The 19,471-nt window shown below is 61.2% G+C and carries 15 protein-coding genes and 3 pseudogenes; 1 reads left to right on the forward strand and 17 read right to left on the reverse strand.

Annotated features, from left to right (window positions below; all coding sequences use genetic code 11):
- Positions 1–28 precede the first annotated feature (28 nt).
- From WT24_RS14090 to WT24_RS14120, 7 genes are all read right to left on the reverse strand, one after another.
- Complete coding sequence (locus WT24_RS14090; protein ID WP_060034142.1) at positions 29–346, reverse strand: hypothetical protein; 318 nt, start codon at positions 344–346, stop codon at positions 29–31.
- 16 nt (positions 347–362) lie between these two features.
- Entirely contained in the window at positions 363–1,202 is an 840-nt protein-coding gene (locus tag WT24_RS14095; protein ID WP_373557232.1) for a putative hydro-lyase, read from the reverse strand.
- On the reverse strand, positions 1,183–1,596 hold the full coding sequence (locus WT24_RS14100; RefSeq protein ID WP_060034147.1) for a heme-binding protein: 414 nt from the start codon (positions 1,594–1,596) through the stop codon (positions 1,183–1,185). Before WT24_RS14100 ends, WT24_RS14095 begins: the two co-directional genes overlap by 20 nt.
- Positions 1,597–1,623: 27 nt before the next feature.
- Complete coding sequence (locus tag WT24_RS14105; RefSeq protein ID WP_060034150.1) at positions 1,624–2,379, reverse strand: SDR family NAD(P)-dependent oxidoreductase; 756 nt, start codon at positions 2,377–2,379, stop codon at positions 1,624–1,626.
- Positions 2,380–2,456: 77 nt separating this feature from the next.
- Positions 2,457–3,578: an acetoin dehydrogenase dihydrolipoyllysine-residue acetyltransferase subunit gene (locus tag WT24_RS14110; RefSeq protein ID WP_060034155.1), complete on the reverse strand. Its 1,122-nt coding sequence runs from the start codon at positions 3,576–3,578 to the stop codon at positions 2,457–2,459.
- A 6-nt stretch (positions 3,579–3,584) separates the two neighbouring features.
- Complete coding sequence (locus WT24_RS14115; protein WP_060034158.1) at positions 3,585–4,592, reverse strand: alpha-ketoacid dehydrogenase subunit beta; 1,008 nt, start codon at positions 4,590–4,592, stop codon at positions 3,585–3,587.
- 12 nt (positions 4,593–4,604) lie between these two features.
- Positions 4,605–5,582, reverse strand: a complete 978-nt coding sequence (locus WT24_RS14120; protein WP_060034161.1) for a thiamine pyrophosphate-dependent dehydrogenase E1 component subunit alpha — start codon at positions 5,580–5,582, stop codon at positions 4,605–4,607.
- A gap of 547 nt (positions 5,583–6,129) precedes the next feature.
- Between WT24_RS14120 and WT24_RS14125 the strand changes: the two genes are divergently transcribed.
- On the forward strand, positions 6,130–7,023 hold the full coding sequence (locus WT24_RS14125) for a LysR family transcriptional regulator (RefSeq protein WP_060034164.1): 894 nt from the start codon (positions 6,130–6,132) through the stop codon (positions 7,021–7,023).
- Positions 7,024–7,096: 73 nt separating this feature from the next.
- Here WT24_RS14125 and WT24_RS14130 read toward each other — a convergent pair whose 3' ends face one another.
- The 10 genes and pseudogenes from WT24_RS14130 to WT24_RS14175 all read right to left on the reverse strand — a co-directional run bounded on the left by WT24_RS14130 (position 7,097) and on the right by WT24_RS14175 (position 19,380).
- Positions 7,097–8,554, reverse strand: a complete 1,458-nt coding sequence (locus WT24_RS14130) for an APC family permease (RefSeq protein WP_179949346.1) — start codon at positions 8,552–8,554, stop codon at positions 7,097–7,099.
- A gap of 202 nt (positions 8,555–8,756) precedes the next feature.
- Complete coding sequence (lipA, locus tag WT24_RS14135; RefSeq protein ID WP_060034171.1) at positions 8,757–9,746, reverse strand: lipoyl synthase; 990 nt, start codon at positions 9,744–9,746, stop codon at positions 8,757–8,759.
- Positions 9,747–10,045: 299 nt separating this feature from the next.
- Entirely contained in the window at positions 10,046–10,939 is an 894-nt protein-coding gene (locus WT24_RS14140) for a LysR family transcriptional regulator (RefSeq protein WP_156441795.1), read from the reverse strand.
- Positions 10,940–11,019: 80 nt separating this feature from the next.
- A pseudogene (locus tag WT24_RS35770) lies at positions 11,020–12,335 on the reverse strand (MFS transporter).
- A gap of 71 nt (positions 12,336–12,406) precedes the next feature.
- The gene (locus WT24_RS14150) at positions 12,407–12,880 is read right to left on the reverse strand and encodes a RidA family protein (protein ID WP_060034174.1); all 474 of its coding nucleotides are present in this window, start codon (positions 12,878–12,880) and stop codon (positions 12,407–12,409) included.
- Entirely contained in the window at positions 12,877–13,944 is a 1,068-nt protein-coding gene (locus WT24_RS14155) for a DUF4392 domain-containing protein (protein WP_156441796.1), read from the reverse strand. Before WT24_RS14155 ends, WT24_RS14150 begins: the two co-directional genes overlap by 4 nt.
- A gap of 51 nt (positions 13,945–13,995) precedes the next feature.
- A pseudogene (locus WT24_RS14160) lies at positions 13,996–14,982 on the reverse strand (threonine/serine dehydratase).
- Positions 14,983–15,073: 91 nt separating this feature from the next.
- The gene (locus WT24_RS14165) at positions 15,074–16,294 is read right to left on the reverse strand and encodes an MFS transporter (protein ID WP_060034177.1); all 1,221 of its coding nucleotides are present in this window, start codon (positions 16,292–16,294) and stop codon (positions 15,074–15,076) included.
- Positions 16,295–16,504: 210 nt separating this feature from the next.
- The gene (locus WT24_RS14170) at positions 16,505–18,025 is read right to left on the reverse strand and encodes an APC family permease (protein WP_179949347.1); all 1,521 of its coding nucleotides are present in this window, start codon (positions 18,023–18,025) and stop codon (positions 16,505–16,507) included.
- A 695-nt stretch (positions 18,026–18,720) separates the two neighbouring features.
- Positions 18,721–19,380 (reverse strand): annotated as a pseudogene (locus WT24_RS14175) (putative PEP-binding protein).
- Between the last annotated feature and the right edge of the window lie 91 nt (positions 19,381–19,471).

The raw sequence follows: 19,471 nt of genomic DNA on the forward strand, positions 1-19,471 counted from the left end.
GCGGGCAGGCTGCGACAGCCTCGCCGCATCATTGCGCCGCAATATATTTGTTCACTCTGTTTTTCGATTGGACGCCGCCGGGTTTCACAATCGAAACCCATTCGCTCCAGCCCGTTTGCGCATCGTCGGTACGAATGCGCAACGCGCGGGAGCCGTCGCCGAATGTCAGCCATTCGATTTCGCGAGGAACCTCGGAACCGGCGCCCTCTACGGCCAGACGCTCGATCCGGTGAAAAAAATCGAGCTGTCCCTCGCGCAACACGTCAAGGTATTGCCTGCCACATTCGTCCGACGCCTGCGATGTGCCGCGATTGAGCAGGTTCGCGGCGATGTCTGCATCGAACATTGCAACGACTCCTGGCTCACACGGCCGACGCGTTCGCCGGCAAATCCGTGACGAGCATGTACCCCGGTTCATGCGTGATCGCAAAATCCGGCTTCGCCGCCTGAAGTGCCATCTGCGGCGTGACCCCGCAGGCCCAGAAACCGAGGATGTCACCGGCCTCGATCACCGGCGGATCGCCGAACTCCGGTCGGGTGACGTCGCGAATCCCGATGGTCGCCGGGTCGCCGATATGAACCGGTGCGCCGTGCGCGAGCGGAAACTGTTCCGACAGAACGATCGCCTGGATCGCATCGGCGGGCTTGAACGCACGCATCGACACGACCATCGGGCCGCGAAACGGCCCCGCGGCCGTCGTCTGGATACTCGTCACGTACATCGGCACGTTCCGGTTCGCACTGATGTGGCGAATGTCGATCCCCGCCTGCAGAATCGCGCTCTCGAAGGAGAACGAGCAACCGAGCGCGAACGTCACGAGATCGTCACGCCACAGATCGACCAGATCGTCGACCGTATCGGTGTGAATCCCGTTTCGGTACACGCGGTAGCGGGGCACGTCGGTCCGAATATCGATCGCGCCCAGCCCATCCAGCCCCGGGTTGCCGGGCTGCCCGACTCCCACCAGCGGACAGCTCTTCGGATTGATTCGGCAAAACTCGCGAAAATCATCTGCGTACGTCTTCGGCAGAATTGCCAGATTTGCCTGCATGAAGCCGTCGGCGTATCCCGTCGTCGGCGCACGCAGCTTGCCGTCGCGAATCAGCAGCCGAACCTGGTCGGCCGACATCGTCCGCGTACCTGCAGTCGATTCCATTGAAAGTACCCTTGCAGGAAGATGTTCAGTTCTCGCCGAGCGCAGCAACCATCGCACGCGCAATCGCCACATCCGCTTCCTCCGGACCACCCGACACGCCCACGCCGCCAATGACTTCGTCGACGTGCTTCACCGGCAGGCCGCCGCCGAACACGACCAGCGGGCGGGACGCTGCGCGCTCGAGCCCGTAGAGCACGGCTCCGGGCTGGACGAGTTTCATCCAGTAATCGGTAGGGAACCGCAGTGCTGCGGCGGTATACGCCTTGTTGTGCGCAATTTCGATCGTGCCGAACGCCGCGTCGTTCACGCGTGTAAACGCAACAAGGTGGCCGCCCGCATCCACGATCGATAACGACGAGCGCTGCGCCAGTTCGTTCGCCTTCGCGACGCCCGCTTCGATCGCCCGCCGTGCGGCTTCATATGTGATCTGCTTGCTCATTGGTTTCTTCCCGATTCTGTCCGGCAGTCAGTTGTACACACCACCATCGACATTGATTGCCTGCGCGGTGACGTAAGACGACTCGTCCGATGCGAGGTAGACAAACAGCGGCGCGACCTCGTCCGGCGTCGCCTGTCGGCCGAGGGGGATAGCCGTCCGAACCACCGACTCCTGCTTGTCGCGGCCACCCATGAAATCGATCACCGGTTGATTGAACGGCGTATCGATCCAGCCGGGACACACGGCATTGACACGCACGCCGTCCGGCGCGAGCTCGATTGCAAGCGTGGTCGTCAGACCGATGATGGCCGCCTTGGACGCCGAGTAGCATGCGAGGCCGGTGCCGCCGCGCTTGCCCGCGAGCGACGACATCATCACGATCGACGACTGCTTCGCGGCTCTCAGATGACGGAGCGACTCGCGCGCGAAAATGAAGTTGGCGCGCACGTTGATCGCGAAGACCTTGTCCCAGCTCTCGGTGCTGAACTGCTCGACCCGCCCGGAGAGCTGGACGCCAGCATTCAGACACAACGTGTCGATGCCGCGCATCCAATCCGACGACTTCTCGATAACGACCTTGATCTCTTCTTCGTTCGAGATGTCGGTTCGGAAAAAGCGCACCTTGTCGCCGAACCGGGATTCGAGCGCGCGCCCCTTGACCTCATCGATATCGACGACCGACACGGTCGCACCTTCGGCAACGAACGACTCCAGAATGGCGAGGCCGATATTGGCAACGCCACCGGTCAGAAGTACCCGCTTGCCTGTCAAACGTCCTGACATGACTGTTTCCTCAAGATCAGTGCGCCGATAACCGCTCCACATCGCCGAATCGGCGTCCCGCCGCCCGGCACGAGCGGTTATCGGGCGCGAAGGATGTTCTCCAGCAGCGCATCGTTTACGACCGACGCTGCCTCCATTTGCGGCATGTGGCCGACGTCCGGAATCACGCGCAGCTGCACCGTGGAAGGCAGACCATCGGCCTGCGGGACCGGAATGATGGCGTCACGCTCGCCCCAGAGCAGCATCACGGGGCAGGCGAGTCCCGCCAGCGTCGCACCGATCGTCTGAACCTGGCCGTTTTCGTCGGCGATGGTGTCGGCGATGGCGGACAACGCCTCCGGGACTCCTTCCAGCCGCTTGAACTGGAGCGTGCCCTCGACCATTTCGCTCGTGATTTTCGACGGATCGGCAAACAGCTTCCCCAGCGCGGCCTGAAGCGGACGGCGGCGCTCCGCGGCGACGAATTCGGTCACGAATGAGCGGTTGATCTCCTTGCCCAAGCCGATCGGCGCGATGAGCGTCACCGATGCGACACGCGACGGGTTGGCGGCCGCAAAGGCCGCGGCGATCGCGCCGCCGAACGAGTGACCGACCAGGTGCAGTTTCCCGGACGTGATCGCGCTCGCCGCTTCCTCGACCGCCACAGTGATCTTTCTGATCACGCCGCCACCGGAAATCGGCGTCGACGCGCCGTGCCCGGGAAGGTCCACCGCGATCGTCCGGAAGTGCTCGGCGAGCGTGCCCTGGTTGAACAGCCAGGTCGACAGGTCGCCGCCGAAGCCGTGGATGAACAGCACGGCTTCGTTGCTTTCGGGGCCGAGCTCCAGCACGTTCACGCTGCCGCCGGACACGGCGACGGCCTTCGGTGCGACCACACCGCCTGCCTCACCGTCGTCCGCATTCAGGCGATGCGCGTAGCTTGCGACGAGCGCGTCGATTTCCTCGTCGGTCGCCGCCTCATCGGCAATGACGCCGATCAGCGCGCCGACCGGCGCGATTTCACCCTCGTTGATGACGATGCGCCGCAGGATCCCGGACACGGTCGCCTCCACCACGTTGTTGACCTTCGTGGATTCGACCTCAAGGAGTTCCTGGCCGCGTTCGACCTTGTCTCCCTCCTTCGCGTGCCATTCGAGCACGGTGCCTTCTGTCATCGTCATCCCCCACTTGGGGATGGTGACGGCTTCAATAAACGACATGATTGATTACCCCTTCATAATCGACTTGACGGCATTCACGACGGCTTCCGGCGACGGCACGTACGCGTCTTCCAGGTTCGGTGCATACGGCACCGGCGTGTGCGGCGCCGTCACGAGCCGGATCGGCCCCTTCAGCGAGTCGAAGCACTTGTCGGCCAGCAGCGCGGAGATGTCCGTCGCGACGCTGCAGCGCGGATTCGCCTCGTCGACGATCACGACCCGTCCGATGTCCTCGGTGTATTCGAGCAGCGTGTCCTCGTCGAGCGGTGACGTCGTTCGCGGATCGATGATGCATGCCGACACACCGTCTGCGGCGAGGAGGCGAGCGGCCGTCTCCGCCACGCCGACCATGCGGCCGAGCGCAACGATCAGCACGTCTTTGCCGTCCCGCACCACCCGCGCCTCGCCGAACGGGATCGTGTACGCACCGTCGGGCACTTCGCCCACGGTGTCGTACAGCATCTTGTTTTCGAGGAAGATCACCGGATCGTCGTCGCGGATGGCCTGGAGCAGCAGGCCTTTCGCGTCGTACGGATTCGACGGGATCACGACCTTGAGGCCGGGAATGTGCGTGAAGATCGGATAGAACGCCTGAGTGTGCTGCGCGGCCGAGCGCGTGCCGGCCCCGTACGTCGCGCGAATCACGAGCGGCGTCTTGGCGCGGCCGCCGAACATGTACCGGAACTTCGCGATCTGATTCATGATCTGGTCGAGACACACGCCGGCGAAGTCGACGAACATCAGTTCGGCGATCGGACGCAAACCCGTGAGGGCCGCGCCGGCGGCCGCGCCGACGAATGCAGCCTCGCTGATCGGCGTATCGCGGATGCGCTCGGGGCCGTAGGCGTCGAGCAGCCCGCGCGTCACGCCGAAAGCACCGCCCCACGCATCCTTGACGCCGTTGGCGCCCGCGCCGCCGGTCAAATCCTCACCCATCATGATCACGCGCGGGTCACGCGCCATCTCCGAGTGCAGCGCGTCATTCAGCGCTTGACGGAACGATTTCTTTGCCATTGCTGTGGGTCCTTACAGATACTTCACGTAAACATCGGCAGTCAATGCCGAAAGCGGCGGGAACGGGGCTGCGCGCGCAGCACTCACGGCGGCGTCGATCTCGGTCTCGATCTGCGCATCGACCGCGTCCAGCTCGCCGCTGGCCACTTGCGACCCTTCCTGCACCTGCCTGCGGAAATTGGCGACGCAATCGCGCTCCTGGCGCATGGCCTTCTTTTCTTCCGGAGTGCGATAGTTGTCGGGGTCTCCGCTGTAGTGACCGTAGTAGCGCGGCACGTGAATTTGCAGAAGGCTCGGGCCGCCGCCATTGCGGGCACGATTGATTGCCTGGCCGGCGGCCTCGTAGACCGCGAATAAGTCGGTTCCGTCAACTTCGGCAGCGGGAATGTCGTAGCTCTGCGCCCGCCGCGTGAAGCTGCCGGCCGAGACGAACGAATTTGCCGTCGCTTCACCGAAGCCGTTGTCCTCGATTACGAAGACGATCGGAAGCATCCAGATCTTCGCGAGGTTGAAGCTCTCCGACATCACGCCTTCGTTCATCGCACCGTCACCCGCGAAGGCAACCGCCACGCCACCGGTGCCGAGCAACTTCGCCGTGAGCGCGGCGCCGCACGTGATCGGCGCACCGCCGGCCACGATGCCGTTCGCGCCCAGCATCCCCTTGCGCAGATCGGCGATGTGCTGGGAGCCGCCTTTGCCGCCGCACGTTCCCGTCGCACGCCCGAACAGCTCGGCCATCATTGCTCCGATATCGCATCCCTTGGCAATGCTGTGACCATGCCCGCGATGGGTCGACGAAATGTAGTCCTTGTCTGTCAGGTGTAGGCACACGCCGACGGCGCTCGCCTCCTGCCCGGCACAGAGATGGGTATTGCCCGGAATGTCGCCGGTCGCCATCTCGTCCATCACGCGCTCCTCGAAGCGGCGAATCGTTCGCATGGCGCGATAAGCGTCCACGAGCCGCTCACTGGGAAACTTCAAGGCGGACATTCCAATCTCCTTAATTTAAATAGTGTGCGTGGCTGTGCGCTTCGACGCGACGCACTCAACCGTGTTGCAAATCCGGCTCGCCCCACGAATATCGCGACAGCAGTGCCGGCATGTCATTTCAATCGTCACCGTTCAATTTCGTCCGGTCCAATTGTGATTGGCGATTTCGCGCGATCACCGGTTCTTATCAGTGCGTGAGCGCCAGTCCGCGTCCCGATCCTGGATTCACGTCGACACCAGAACCGTGCGATCGCGATCTATCGTCGGCTGCTCGCTTCAACCACCGCGAACGCACCGGTCGTTTCAGCGTTGTTGAAATTCTAGTGACGCGCCTGATGAGGTTCGTCCACCTAAAGGTGGAGAAAGAAATCGCAGCGCGTCCGCTTTTCCCGGAATAAGGCGTTCTGTGTTGAGCACCCCAGCCTTCGTCGCTATGATCGATCGAACCTTCCCCGCACCGGGGATATGCATCGTCTCGTCCGATCGCCGTTCGACATTCAGATACACGCGATCGAATCGTTTTCCCCACGCGGGTGGAGTTCGTCACATGATCGATCTTCGAAACCTGGAGACCTTTTACGCCGTCGCCCAGCTTGGGGGATTTCATCGTGCCGCGGAAAGGTTGCACACGACTCAGCCGGCTGTATCTGCACGCATCGCCCAACTCGAACAGCAACTGAGAGGACGCCTGTTCGAGCGAGACAAACGGGGTTGCTTCCTGACCATCAAGGGCCGGCAGTTACTCGTCTACGCCGAACAAATGATCTCGTTGAGCGCGGAGATGGTAGAGGCCGTAGCAGGCCGCACAGCCCTGAGCGGGACGGTTCAGCTCGGCGCGTCGGACACGATCGTGCACACATGGCTGTCCACGCTGCTCAAGCGACTCAGCGTCGAGTACCCGGAGATCACGCTCGAGGTCAATGTCGATGCCACGCCGAACCTCACCGCGGGCCTCGCCGACGGTACGATCGACGTCGCGCTGCTGATGGGCCCTGTAAACGCGAGCAACGCAGAAAATTTCCCGTTGTGCAGCTATCCGATCAGTTGGATCGTCTCGTCGGATTTCGAATGCAACTCGGGAACCCTCACGCTGAACGATCTCGCGCGGCATCCGGTCATCACGTTCTCCCGATCGACGCGTCCGTACATGCAGTTGAAGGAGATGTTCGATCGATCACATCTGCATCACGTGAGGATCTTCGGCAATTCGTCGTTGTCGTCGATAGTCCGGATGACGCTCGACGGTATCGGCATTGCGGCGATCCCGCATCACGTCGTGGCAGAGCATCTGGCAACCGGCCGGCTGCGCCGCATCGATACCGGCCACGAGATGCCGGTGATGCCGTTCACCGCCAGTTTCGTTCGCCGCGTCGACATGCCCCTGAGTTCGATCGTGGCCGCGCTCGCCCAAAACGTCGCCGCTCGTTACGAAGGGCGGTAGGCAACGCGCCTCGCTTGCTTTTCACAAGCGCAAAAAAAGCCAGGACTCGTTGAGTCCTGGCGTGTCGTGATCGTCAACCGTTCTGGCTGCGTCCCAAGCATTCGAAGACTTCGGGGCGCCGGTGCTTGAAGTATTGGGCAAGTGCCATGCCCGCAACCTGCACACCGATCAGGCAGTAGAACATCCACACGTACTGCCCGGGGTCTCCACCCGCCAGCACGTCGAAGTGTGCCGCCACGAGATAAACCAGCGCGATGAAGAATACCGATGAAATCGCCGGCGCAAGAAACGACTTGGCAAAACTCACGCCCTGTTGCCGGCCCCGACGAACGTACCAGACCAGCGACGAAATGTTGACGATGGTCATCAGGATGATGATGCCCGACGTCCCGACGCCGGAGAGTTGACCGTACAGCAGATCGGGTTTGGCGCCCATCAGGATGAACGGCATCAGCACGCATAGCACCATGACTGAGACAGTCATCGAAGCAAGATACGGAGACTCGTGCTTCACATGCACCTTGCCTAGGAAGCGAGGAAGCGCGCCGTCCGTGCCAAGATTGTGCATATAGCGCGAAAGCACGTTCTGCGTGGACAGGCTCGCCGCAAATGCGGAGGTCATCACCAGCACCGAAACGATCAGATGCAGGCTAGGGCTCACGAATTTCGCGAAGGCGTCAGGGAACATCGCCGCGGGCGTCTTGGCTGCGATCGACTGAACCTGCGGCCCGTAAGCCATGATCATCGCGTAGGCGCACAGCGTGTAGATCGCGCCGATAAAGATGACTGCACCATATGTCGCACGCGGAATCGTCTGGTCCGGCATCTTCACTTCGTCGCGAAACAACGCGGTGGCCTCGAATCCCATGAAGAACGACACGGTGAACAGCATGCAGAACGGCACGTTGGTACTGTTCGCCAGTTGGCTCGGCATGAACGGAGCGGACGCGGAAACACCTGGCATGCCACCTTTCGCCAGCACACCGAATGAAAACGCCAGACAAACGACGATCTCGAGAATCATGACCCACGTCAGCACCTTCGCGGACAGCTCCACATGAAGGTATCCCAGCATCGAAACCACCAACCAGCACGCGAGCGTCGGCCAGTACCACGGAATCGACGCGCCGGTCATGTCGTGCACGAGATCGGAGCACGACACGCCGAAGAATGATGTGACGCCGGCGAGGAGCAGGAAGTACGAGACCGCCGCGAGGATGCCGGAACCAAGGCCCGTCGACTTTCCGATGCCATAGCTGATGAACGCATAGAAGTCGCCGGGGCGCTTCACGATATTGTTGAGCGTCACATAGCCGACGGAAAACAGCAGCAGTACTAGCGTCGTCAGTACAAAGATCACGGGACTACCGACTCCGCCGAACATCAGCGCGAACGGGATGTAACCCGATACGGTCGTCAACGGGGCCGAGAATGCCAGCACGGTAAGCGCCAGACCGACGGCCCCCATGCTGCCCGACAGCTTCTTCTGCGGAGACGCCTCTATTTGAACGTCGTCCATATTCAGTTTCATCTCCATCTCCACCTCCATCTCCTTACCCCTTCAACATTTCACCAGCATTGTCGAACTTGCGCTGCATCGTGCCTCGATCGTTCGTGTGTCCGGTTCGATTCGTCGTGCGGGTCATCGTCCGCCGCCAAATTGATCAGGTCCAATTGCCATTGGCGATATTTTTCGATAAGCGCTCTTTATCAGGCGCACCAACCGCGTCCGTTCATGCAACGCCAGCCTCATGCGCCTGCAGATCAGCGTAATAGCTCGAGCGCACCATCGCGCCGACGGCCGCGTGCGTGAAGCCCATCTTGTACGCCTCTTCCTCGTACATCTTGAACGTATCCGGATGCACGTACGCGCGCACCGGCAGGTGGTGCTCGGACGGCTGCAGGTACTGGCCGATCGTCAGCATGTCGACGTCGTGCGCGCGCAGGTCGCGCATCACCTGCAGGATTTCCTCTTCCGTCTCGCCGAGGCCGACCATCAGCCCCGACTTCGTCGCGACGTCCGGATGCAGCGCCTTGAAGTCCTTCAGCAGCTTCAGCGAATGCGCGTAGTCCGAACCCGGGCGCGCTTCCTTGTACAGGCGCGGCACCGTTTCGAGGTTGTGGTTCATCACGTCGGGCGGCGCCGCGTTCAGGATCGAGATCGCGCGGTCGAGACGGCCGCGGAAGTCCGGCGTCAGGATCTCGATGCGCGTTTCCGGCGACTGCTCGCGCACTTCGCGGATGCACTCGACGAAGTGGCCCGCACCGCCGTCACGCAGGTCGTCGCGGTCGACGCTCGTGATCACCACGTACTTGAGCTTGAGTGCTGCGATCGTGCGTGCGAGATTCTTCGGTTCATCCGCGTCGAGCGGATCGGGACGGCCGTGGCCGACGTCGCAGAACGGGCAGCGGCGCGTGCACTTGTCGCCCATGATCATGAACGTCGCGGTGCCCTTGCCGAAGCATTCGCCGATGTTCGGGCAGCTCGCTTCCTCGCACACGGTATGCAGGTTGTGCTCGCGCAGGATCGTCTTGATTTCGAAAAAGCGCGTGTTCGGCGTCGCGACTTTGGCACGGATCCACCGCGGTTTGCGAAGCGGCTCGCTCGGGACGATCTTGATCGGGATGCGCGCCGTTTTAGCCTGTGACTTCTGCTTTTTCGAAGCGTCGTAGCGCCCGGATGCGCTCGTCACGGCCACCCTCTTCTCGCTCGCATCGGTCATTTTCGCCCTCCTGTCCGGCTTTCTTCCGAATGCCGGTGGTCAACAGCCGATTTGTCGGTCGAATGATCGCCACGCGGCTCTTCACTAAAACCTCATCGAAGAGCTCGCAACGTACGAATCACGTCAAGCCGGACGGTCATATCGCATGTGCCGGCAATTGATTTCATTCTAGAAATGACGCGCGCGTCCCTCGTCCACCCAAAGGATGATAAAAATCTCCGAACTTCGTCAGGCGACGGGACTGGCGATGATACGACCCCATTAATCTCGGCGTACTGTTCGAACGTCGGAACACACGTCTACCCGTGCGTCGATGCAGCCGCTTCGAGAGCCAACGCCGTCAGGATTTCGTGGATGCGTACGTCGAGCCCGCGGGCGTATGCCGCGCTGAATACGAAGTCATCCAGCGTGAGTGTTGATTTCTTGACGACGAGTGCGCCTGCCTGGATTTCGTGCCGCGCGACTGCGCCTGGCATCACAGCGATGCCGATTCTGTCGACCGCCATCTTCACGATCGTCGACAGGGACCAGTTCGCGAAGATGCGCGGGGAAGGCTTGTCCCGGGTCGCAATGGCGTCCCTCAGCGTGATGTACGGATGAGTCCGCTTCGGCAGCGTAATAATCGGGAAACGCGCCAGGGTCTCCGGCGTCAATGGTTCGTCGCTGACATCGAGGTCAAGGGACACAAGGAAGTCGACCGGATATCTGCACAGCGGCACTTCGACGAAATCGGGATCCACCACCGGCCCAGCCAGCAGAAACGCCATGTCGATCTCACCGGATTTGAGCGCATCGCGAAGCGCCGGCGTGATGTCAACCACGATATCGATGACGATTCCCGGATGTTCGCGATGCACTCGCTCGATGAACTCGGTGAGCCACATATGAACGATCGTCTCCGCGACACCCAGACGAACCACACCGGACAGTGTCTCAGGGCTCGCAATCGCGGAAATCAGTTCGGACTCGAGCGCCAGGAACCGCTCCGCGTATTCCAGCAGCGTTCGGCCACGGGGTGTCAACCGGATGGTGCGAGCCGCGCGCTCGAACAGCAGCACGTCCAGATCGTCCTCCAGGCCGGAAATCCGGTGCGACACCGCGGATTGCGTCGTATGCAGCTTGGTCGCCGCCTTATGAAAGCTATTGAGCGTTGCGACCCAGTAGAAGGTTTCCAGGCTTTTCAGATTGATCATCTGCTCTGTTCACGTCGAACATGAAGAAAATTGCTGGCCCGTATTCGGTCAGACGCAACAGGTGTTAGCGGCCATCGACCTCAGCGATTGACGAGCTGCTTCGGAAGACAAAGAGTCAGCACCACGCCGATCGCAGCCATCACCGAAATAAAGAAAACGCCGTAATCGGTGCTTCCGGTCATGTCCTTGACAACGCCTACGACATAGGGACTGACGAACCCGCCCAACCCGCCGACACAGTTTATGAAGGCGACACCGGCAGCCATGCCGATCCCGGTCAGGAACAGTCCCGGAATTGAGAACAACATCGACGTCGTGCTGTACGCACCCAAGGCTGCGACACACAACGCCACCAATGCAACGGCCGGCACACCCCGCGTGAATACACTGGTGACGAGCCCCGCGATCACGCACGAAAACGGCACGACGAGATGCCAGCGGCGTTCGCGAATTTTATCGGAGCTTCGACCGATCAGATACATTCCGAGGAACGCCGCACTGAACGGCAACGATGTGTAGAGCCCGACGCGCAAGACGTCGCCTGGCGCCAGCTGCGCGATCAGGGTCGGCAACCAGAACGAAACGCCGTACGAACAGATCGCCGAGCAGAAGCAGATGAGCGTCATTTGCCAGACCCTGCGGTTCGTCATCGTCTGCCCCAGGTTCATCCCGGCACCCTGTCCGTCGATCGCTCGACGATCCGCTTCCAGTTCGCGCTCAATCAAACGTCTGTCTCGATCCGGCAACCAGCGCGCGGATGCCGGCCTGTCATCGAGGAATACGAGCGTCAGTAACCCGAGCACAAATGACGGTATCGCCTCGATAAAGAAGAGCCATTGCCATCCCGCGAACCCATGCGCACCTTCCAGCGCCGACATGATCGCACCCGATACCGGCGCCCCGATCATGCCGGACAAGGGCACCGCCCCGACAAGAGCGCTACCATCTTCGCGCGGCGCGCGGACGGAAACCAGTATGTGAGGTACAGAATGATGCCGGGATAAAAGCCGGCTTCGGCCACCCCTAGCAGGAAGCGAAGCACATAGAACTGGGCTGGCGTCGAAACAAACGCAAAGGCCGCCGAAATCAGTGCCCAGAGAATCATGATTCGCGAGATGGTCCTTTTCGCACCGATTTTCGCCATCAGCACGTTGCTCGGCACCTCGAACAGGAAATAGCCGATGAAGAACAGGCCGGCCCCCAGCCCGTACGCCGCATCCGTGAGCCCGAGATCCGACAGTATCCGCAGCTTCGCGAAGCCGATGTTGATGCGATCGAGATATGCCATGACGTAGCACAACATCAGGAACGGCATGATCCGAAAGGCGACAGTCCGGTACGTACCCTCAGAATGCGCGCCGTCACGGACCGGGCTGGCTGCTGAATCGTATTGCATGTTCGCCTCTCTCCCTTCACATTTCGTACCGTCTTGAACGACGTACACCCGGCAATCCGCACGTGCGGGCGTCAGGATATTTCTATGGTCGCCTCTACTTCCACGGCCACGCCGGACGGCAAGGAATTGGCACCTGTCGCGATACGGGCATGCTGCCCCGCTTCGCCGAGAACGGAATAGAACAGGTCGGAAGCCCCATTCAGCACCTTCGCGTGTTCGATAAAATCGACGTTGCACTGCACAACGCCGGCCACACGAACGATGCGGACGACTCGCGAGAAATCGCCGTCCAGCATTCGCCCCCCGTGGCTCAGGATATTCAGTGCACAGAGCTGAGCTGCGCGCTGCCCGTCTTCCACGCTGAGATCAGTACCAACCTTGCCCGCATATAAAAGTTCACCGGCCAGACGTGGCCCCTGGCCCGCTATCTGAAGGTAGTTTCCCGACCGCACCGCAGGCAGATAACTGCCGCGCGGCACGCTCGCCGGCGGCAGTTCGAGACCCAGTTCGGCGAAACGCGCTTCGATCGTGGTCTGTTCCGTCATTTCAACTGCCTCCAGTCGCCGCGCTCCCCCTGCCAGTTGATCGAGTCGCCCAGCGTGCGTCTAACACTCGCGCGCAGCGTACGAAGCAACCCCTCCCATTCGACCGCGCTGATACCGTCTACAGCGGGCTCGGGTGCCATGAACATGCCGTCCACACCGCCCGAATTGACACAACATTCGATGCAGCGAATCTCGAGTTCGGGATCGTGAAACACGAAAGGGTTCTCCAGCAGCGCGGAAAGCGCAGCAATGATGCCCGTCGCGCCCCAGTTGGATACGTTCGCGACGACGAGGTGATCGGCCGCATTGACCGCCGCAACGCCGCCCCGCCCCGCGACGCCGGTCGACGCGGCCTTCGGCGAGAAGGCCGGCAGATCTGCCGCAATCACGCCCATGCCGAGCTCGTTGCCGCCATCGCCCACGCCGATATGCAGAATCCCTCGCTCCTTTCCCTGGTAGAACAAGTAATCAAGGTCGGCGACGAGCCCGTCGAGCGGGCGGCCGCCCAAGCCGTGGTAGAGCCCCAGCGCATTACAACCCGGGCGCTCGATGGAAATCATCACGGTCGGCCGAGTGCGCTCGAGCAGGTCGTCCGAAACGCGATGACTGCCTTCCTTGTCCTTAGGGACGGTCCTGATGTAGACAGGCCGCAGATACTCGATCCCCTTCACTACGCCGTCGTCCGGGAAAGGCATCGGCGCGAGCCCTGCACCGCGGCATGTCTGCACCATCATCTCCTCCCAGTCCTCGTCGATCACGATGACGGTCGGCACCCCAACGCCTAGAAAGAATGCGCGCGCCATCAGCGCGGCGCCAACCGGGCCATCGGTTTCGGGCGCACCGCCACCCTCCGGGAATCCCGTGGCGATAAGCACCGGACCGCCCTGTCGCCTTACCGTCTCGACGATTCGTTCGGCCGCGCCCATGCATGTGTAGCCCGGCTGCCGCTTCTGCAGCGCCTCGTAGATGTTGCCGATGAGCCCGACGCCCGTGTAGTCGAGCGTCATGAATTCGTCGATCGTGCGTGCGACACGTTGATACTGTTTGCTGTCTGGTTGCAGCATGGCAATTGCCTCCTGGCGGGAATGCGCTTTGGGTAAATAAATGCCGGATGGTCAGGCCAGTGCACTGACGAAGACGTCGTGGTCCACGTTACCGCCGCTCAGCACCAGCACGATGGTCTTTCCAGCTACTTCGAGCTTCCCGGCAAGGACCGCGGCAAGCGGCACCGCGCCGCCGGGCTCCACGACGAGCTTCAGTGTCTCGAACGCCGCGCGCATCGCCCGACGCACCTCGTCATCATCGACGACGAGACTCCCGGCCAGCAGCCGCTTGTTGACCGGAAACGTCAGCTTGCCGGGCGAGGCGACCTGCAGCGAATCACAGATCGATCTGGCGCCCGGGGCATTGCCAACCTGCTCACCCTTCGCCAGCGACCGTGCGTGATCGTCGAACCCCTGCGGCTCGACAGCGTAGATGCGGGCTTGCCGACAGTACGCGTTGATCGCCGTCGCGACCCCGGCGACCAGACCGCCGCCGCTGGCAGCGGCAAGAACCATATCCGGGACCGCCGAGATCGCCTGCGTTTACTGCACGATCTCGAGACCGACGGTGCCCTGCCCGGCCATCACCTGGCGATCGTCGTAAGGGGGAACGGTCACGGCGCCTGTGCGCTCCGCAATGTCCCGGCCGATTGCTTCCCGGTCGTCGGTTTGTCGGTCATAAAGACGCACGGTTGCGCCATAGGCCCGCGCACCCTCGATTTTTGCCTTGGGTGCATCCGATGGCATGATGATGGTGGCCGGCATGCCTAATCGCGCGCAAACCGCCGAGATCGCCAGCGCGTGATTTCCCGACGAAAACGCGACGACACCTCGCGGCCGCATGGCAGCCGGAATCTGCAGCACGCGATTGCACGCGCCGCGGAACTTGAAGGAGCCCGTCTTCTGAAGGCTTTCCGCCTTTACGAGCACACGGGCGCCTGCCGCACGGTTGAGCGCCTCGCTTTCGAGCAGAGGCGTTCGCACGACGAACGGGAGGATGCGCACATAGGCGGCTTCGATGTCGGCGACCGAGAAATCGCCGGATGAGGGATCGGTCATGGCATTCGTTCACGGTGAAGGACGTGAACGCATTACATCAACCACGATCGATTCGATCCAATGAAGAACAAAAATTCTCACTGATCGAAATTCATAATTGGTTCGCGGCGCACGGCAAACATTCGACGATGCGCCACGACTCATCAGCAATGCGCAGCGAACACGTTACGGCCCGATCTTCCGGCCGCCAAACGCAGCGAGCAAAAGCAAACCGGCGAGCAACGCAAATGCAAGATGCAAGATGCAAGCCAATCGCATGTGCAAAGAAGCCGACAATTGCCGGCCCGACCAGATTGCCGCCATAGCCCAATGTCGTGATCGACGAAATTGCAGCGGAAGGATCCATGGCCGTTTGCCGCCCGGCGGCAGCGAATAGGATGGGTACGATATTCGCGCACCCGGCACCGCAGACGGCAAACCCGATAATCGCGGCCGCGCCCGACGGCGAAGCGATCGCGATGGACATCCCGCCCGCGCCGACGATCCCGCCCGATACGATCACCATGCGTGAACCGAATCGGGTAATCAATGCGTCACCGAAGAGTCGACCGATCGCCATCGTCATCGCGAACGCGGTATAGCCGAAGCCTGCGCGATCCTGCGCATAAGACTTCACTGATGTCAGGAACAGCGCGCTCCAGTCGAGCATCGCGCCTTCGACGAGAAAGCATCCGATCGCAATGGCGCCCATCAGGACCACGATTCCCTGCGGCAGGATCAACGCCGACGCCGTGCGCTCGCCGGGCCCTGCCGACTCCAGGTATCGCGCGTAGCGAAACATGAGCACGGCGATGACGGCGACCATCGCACCCGCTACCCCAACCGGATTCGCGCCGGCCGACAGCATCGATCCGCCGACCAGCGAGCCCGCGATTCCGCCGACGCTGAACAAGCCGTGGAAGCCGGACATGAGTTGCTCGCCGCTTTGCCGCTCGATGAGCGTGGCCTGGATGTTCATCGCGACATCGACGAATCCCAGGCCAGCGCCGAAGATCAACAGCGTGATCGCCATCGCAGGCATGCCGGACAGCGTAGCCAGGAGCGGAAGCGATGCGCAGATCATCGCGGCGCCCGCGCCGATGACCTTGCGGCAACCGAATCGCTCGACCGCGCGCTGACAGAGCGGCATGCACCCGACAGCGCCGATTCCCAGGAACAGCAGCAGGAAGCCGAATTTCGCTTCGTCGACGTCAAGCCGCGCCTTCGCATACGGCACCAGCGGCGCCCACGTCGCGACGCTGATCCCGGCGAGAAAGAATGATGCGCGTGTTGCAACCCGTTTGTTGTTTCTGCTTGCAGTCTCGACGACCATGGTTTGGAATGTGTCCGATAAATCGGACATCTTCTGGATGAACGAATGATGAGAAGCCAGTCGTGACGTTTCCGCACCGGCCGTGACTGACAGCCGGACGCATCTAATGCAACGAGCCGGAAAATAAAAAAAGATCCCGAAATTGCTCGGGATCAAAGGAGAAACGACCCAGGATGAGGCGGAACGTGTCCGCCCCGGTCGCTCAACTATTCAGTCCTTGTGGCTGCGGCCGAGTCTTTCGAAAATTTCCGGGCGCAGGTACTTGAAGTATTGCGCCAGTGCGACGCCGACGAGCAGCACACCGATCAGGCAGTAGAACATCCACACGTACTGCCCCGGATCGCCACCCGCCAGAACATCGAAGTGCTGCGCGATCAGTACGACGAGCGCGATGAAGAACATCGACGAAATGGCGGGTGCGACCGCCGACTTGAAGAAGCTGACGCCTTGGTGCCTGCCGCTCCGGCCGTACCACACCAGCGACGAGATGCTGACGATGGCCATCAGAACGACGATCCCCGACGTACCGACGCCGGAGAGTTGCCCGTAGAGCAGATCGGGCTTGGCTCCCATCGCGATGAAGGGAATGAGCACGCAGAGCACCATCACCGACACAGTGATCGACGCGAGATAGGGCGACTCGTGCTTCGGATGAACCTTGCCGAGGAATCGTGGCAGCGCGCCGTCGGTGCCGAGGTTGTGCATGTAGCGGGCCAGCACGTTCTGCGTGGACAGCGCCGATGCGAACGCCGACGTTAGCACCAGCAGCGAGATCACGACATGGAGACGGCCGTTGACGAACTTCGAAAATGCGTCGGGAAACATTGCGGCAGGTGTCTTGGTAGCGATGTCCTGGACATGCGACCCATAGGCCATGATCAGCGCATACGCACAAATGGTATAGACGACGCCGATGAAGATGACCGCACCATACGTGGCTACCGGAATCGTCCGGTCGGGCATCCGGACTTCATCCCGGAACAGCGCGGTCGCCTCGAATCCCATGAAGAAACCGACGATGAACAGCACCGAGAACGGCACGCTCGCGCTCTTCGACAACTGGCTCGGCGCAAACGGCGCGGTTGCCGAGATGTCCGCCGCGCCGCCCTTCGCCAGCACGAAGAACGAGAAGATGAGACATACTGCGATCTCGAGCAGCATGATCCACGTCAGCACCTTCGCCGACAGCTCGACATGCAGGTAGCTGAGGATCCCGCACGCCATCCAGCATGCGATCGTCGGGATGTACCACGGGAGCACGGCGCCGGTCGTTTCATGAAGGAGATCGGAACATGACACGCCGAAGAACGACGTCACTCCGGCGAGCAGCAGAAAATACGACACCGCCGCGAGGATGCCCGAACCGAGGCCTGTCGACTTCCCGATGCCGAAACTGACGAACGCATAGAAGTCGCCCGGGCGCTTGACGATGTTGTTGAGCGTCACGTAGCCGACGGAAAAGAATAGCAGAACGATCGTGACAACGACGAACAGGATTGGACTGCTGACGCCTCCGAACATCAGCGCGAACGGGATGTAACCGGACACCGTTGTCAAAGGTGCAGAGAACGCGAGCACCATCAGCGCCAGACCGATCGGCCCCATGTTTCCGGACAACTTTTTGGGCGCAGATTTGCTTATGCGAATCTCTTGCATGTTCATCTCCATCTCCGTCCCACCTCCGTCATTATCTGAATCTTCGCCATACGAAAGCACCGGAAAATGTAGCAACGACTGGCATTTGTCGGTCTATTTCGCTACATTTGTCTCACGATTTCGCTTCAAGAGGCCTCTTTGTTCACGACAAGTGAAACGATCGTCCACCTCCAAATTGAAGCGGTCCAATTGCGATTCGCGATTTGCGCTGATCGCCAAAATTTATCAATGCGACAGTAGGCCTGCCCTGCGTCCTAAACTTAGCAACGCCGTTCGTCGCAATCGCCGCGAATCTGTTGCGCATGCCGTCACCCGCTGTCAGACAGGGCTGTGTAGCGATGGCAACCATCCGGCAGGTAATACAAGGCAAAATAACGATCAGGGATCACGCGGACATCGCCCGGTATGCCTGGGTGAAACGCAGCTGGGGTGAGACCGCACGCGCCGGACGCTGGAGAACCGATTCAGCGCGACGAGCAGCCTCGCGGCTCATCACTCGTTCTTGATGCAGACGCCCGACTGGACGAGCCGTGGAAGGAAACCAGGCAATTTTGCAGAAAGCTCGAACGGCTTTCGGGTGTGAAGGCTGCGCGTGTTCGAGAAGACCGGACGACAGTTCCATCCGGCAAAATAGCCCGACAAGACCGGATACCTGCGCGGCGAGACAGATCGCCCGCCCCTCCGTGTATCAAGCCGGGCCCGCGAAGCAGTTGCAAATACGAATCTTGTGGATCGTCAATGCCACACCCCTGGCGTTTCCCGATCGGAAATCAGATTTCCGTCACGAGTTTCTTTGCGCGCAGTACCGAGTTGGGACTCATACTGAGTTCCTCGACCCCGAGGTTCACGAACACCGGAATCATGTTTGGCCGAGACGCGGCTTCCCCGCACACGCCGACACTGATGTGCGCCCCCTTCGCCGCGTCGCATACCATCTTGATCGCCTGAATGACAGCCGGGTGCTCCGTCCTATAGAGCGAGGCAAGGCTGGGATTCATGCGATCGACGGCCATGATGTATTGCGTAAGGTCGTTGGTGCCAATCGAGAAGAACTCGACTTCCTGCGCCAGCAGATCGGCAGTGAGAACCGCAGCCGGAGTCTCGATCATGATGCCGAGCTTCGGAACCGCAAACGGCACCCCCGCTTCGGTCAGTTCCGCAGCGATCCGCTCGATGATCGCCTTCGTGCAGCGAACCTAGTCGACATCGTCCACCTTTGGTAGCATCATGCAGATGTTTTCGTGGACAGCGGCACGCAGTAGTGCTCGCAGTTGCGGCTCAAACACTTCGGGGCAGTCGAGACACATCGGGATGCCTCGCCACCCCGTCGCCACGCGTTGGAATCCGACGTGGACGTCCTCCTTGCTGGATCGATGGCGCAGCGCGCCGCTCGGCGGCGACCGCACTGCGCGCACGGTGCAACGTGTCACACATAACGCACGAATTGATCAGGCTGTGACATATCTGTCCACGAACCCGTTGCTCTGATGCGATTCGCTTGATTCACGTGATCGGCGCCGC

Origin of the sequence: Burkholderia sp. MSMB1078WGS (genome assembly GCF_001528895.1) — a bacterium.
In the GTDB taxonomy this organism is placed as follows: Bacteria; Pseudomonadota; Gammaproteobacteria; order Burkholderiales; family Burkholderiaceae; genus Burkholderia.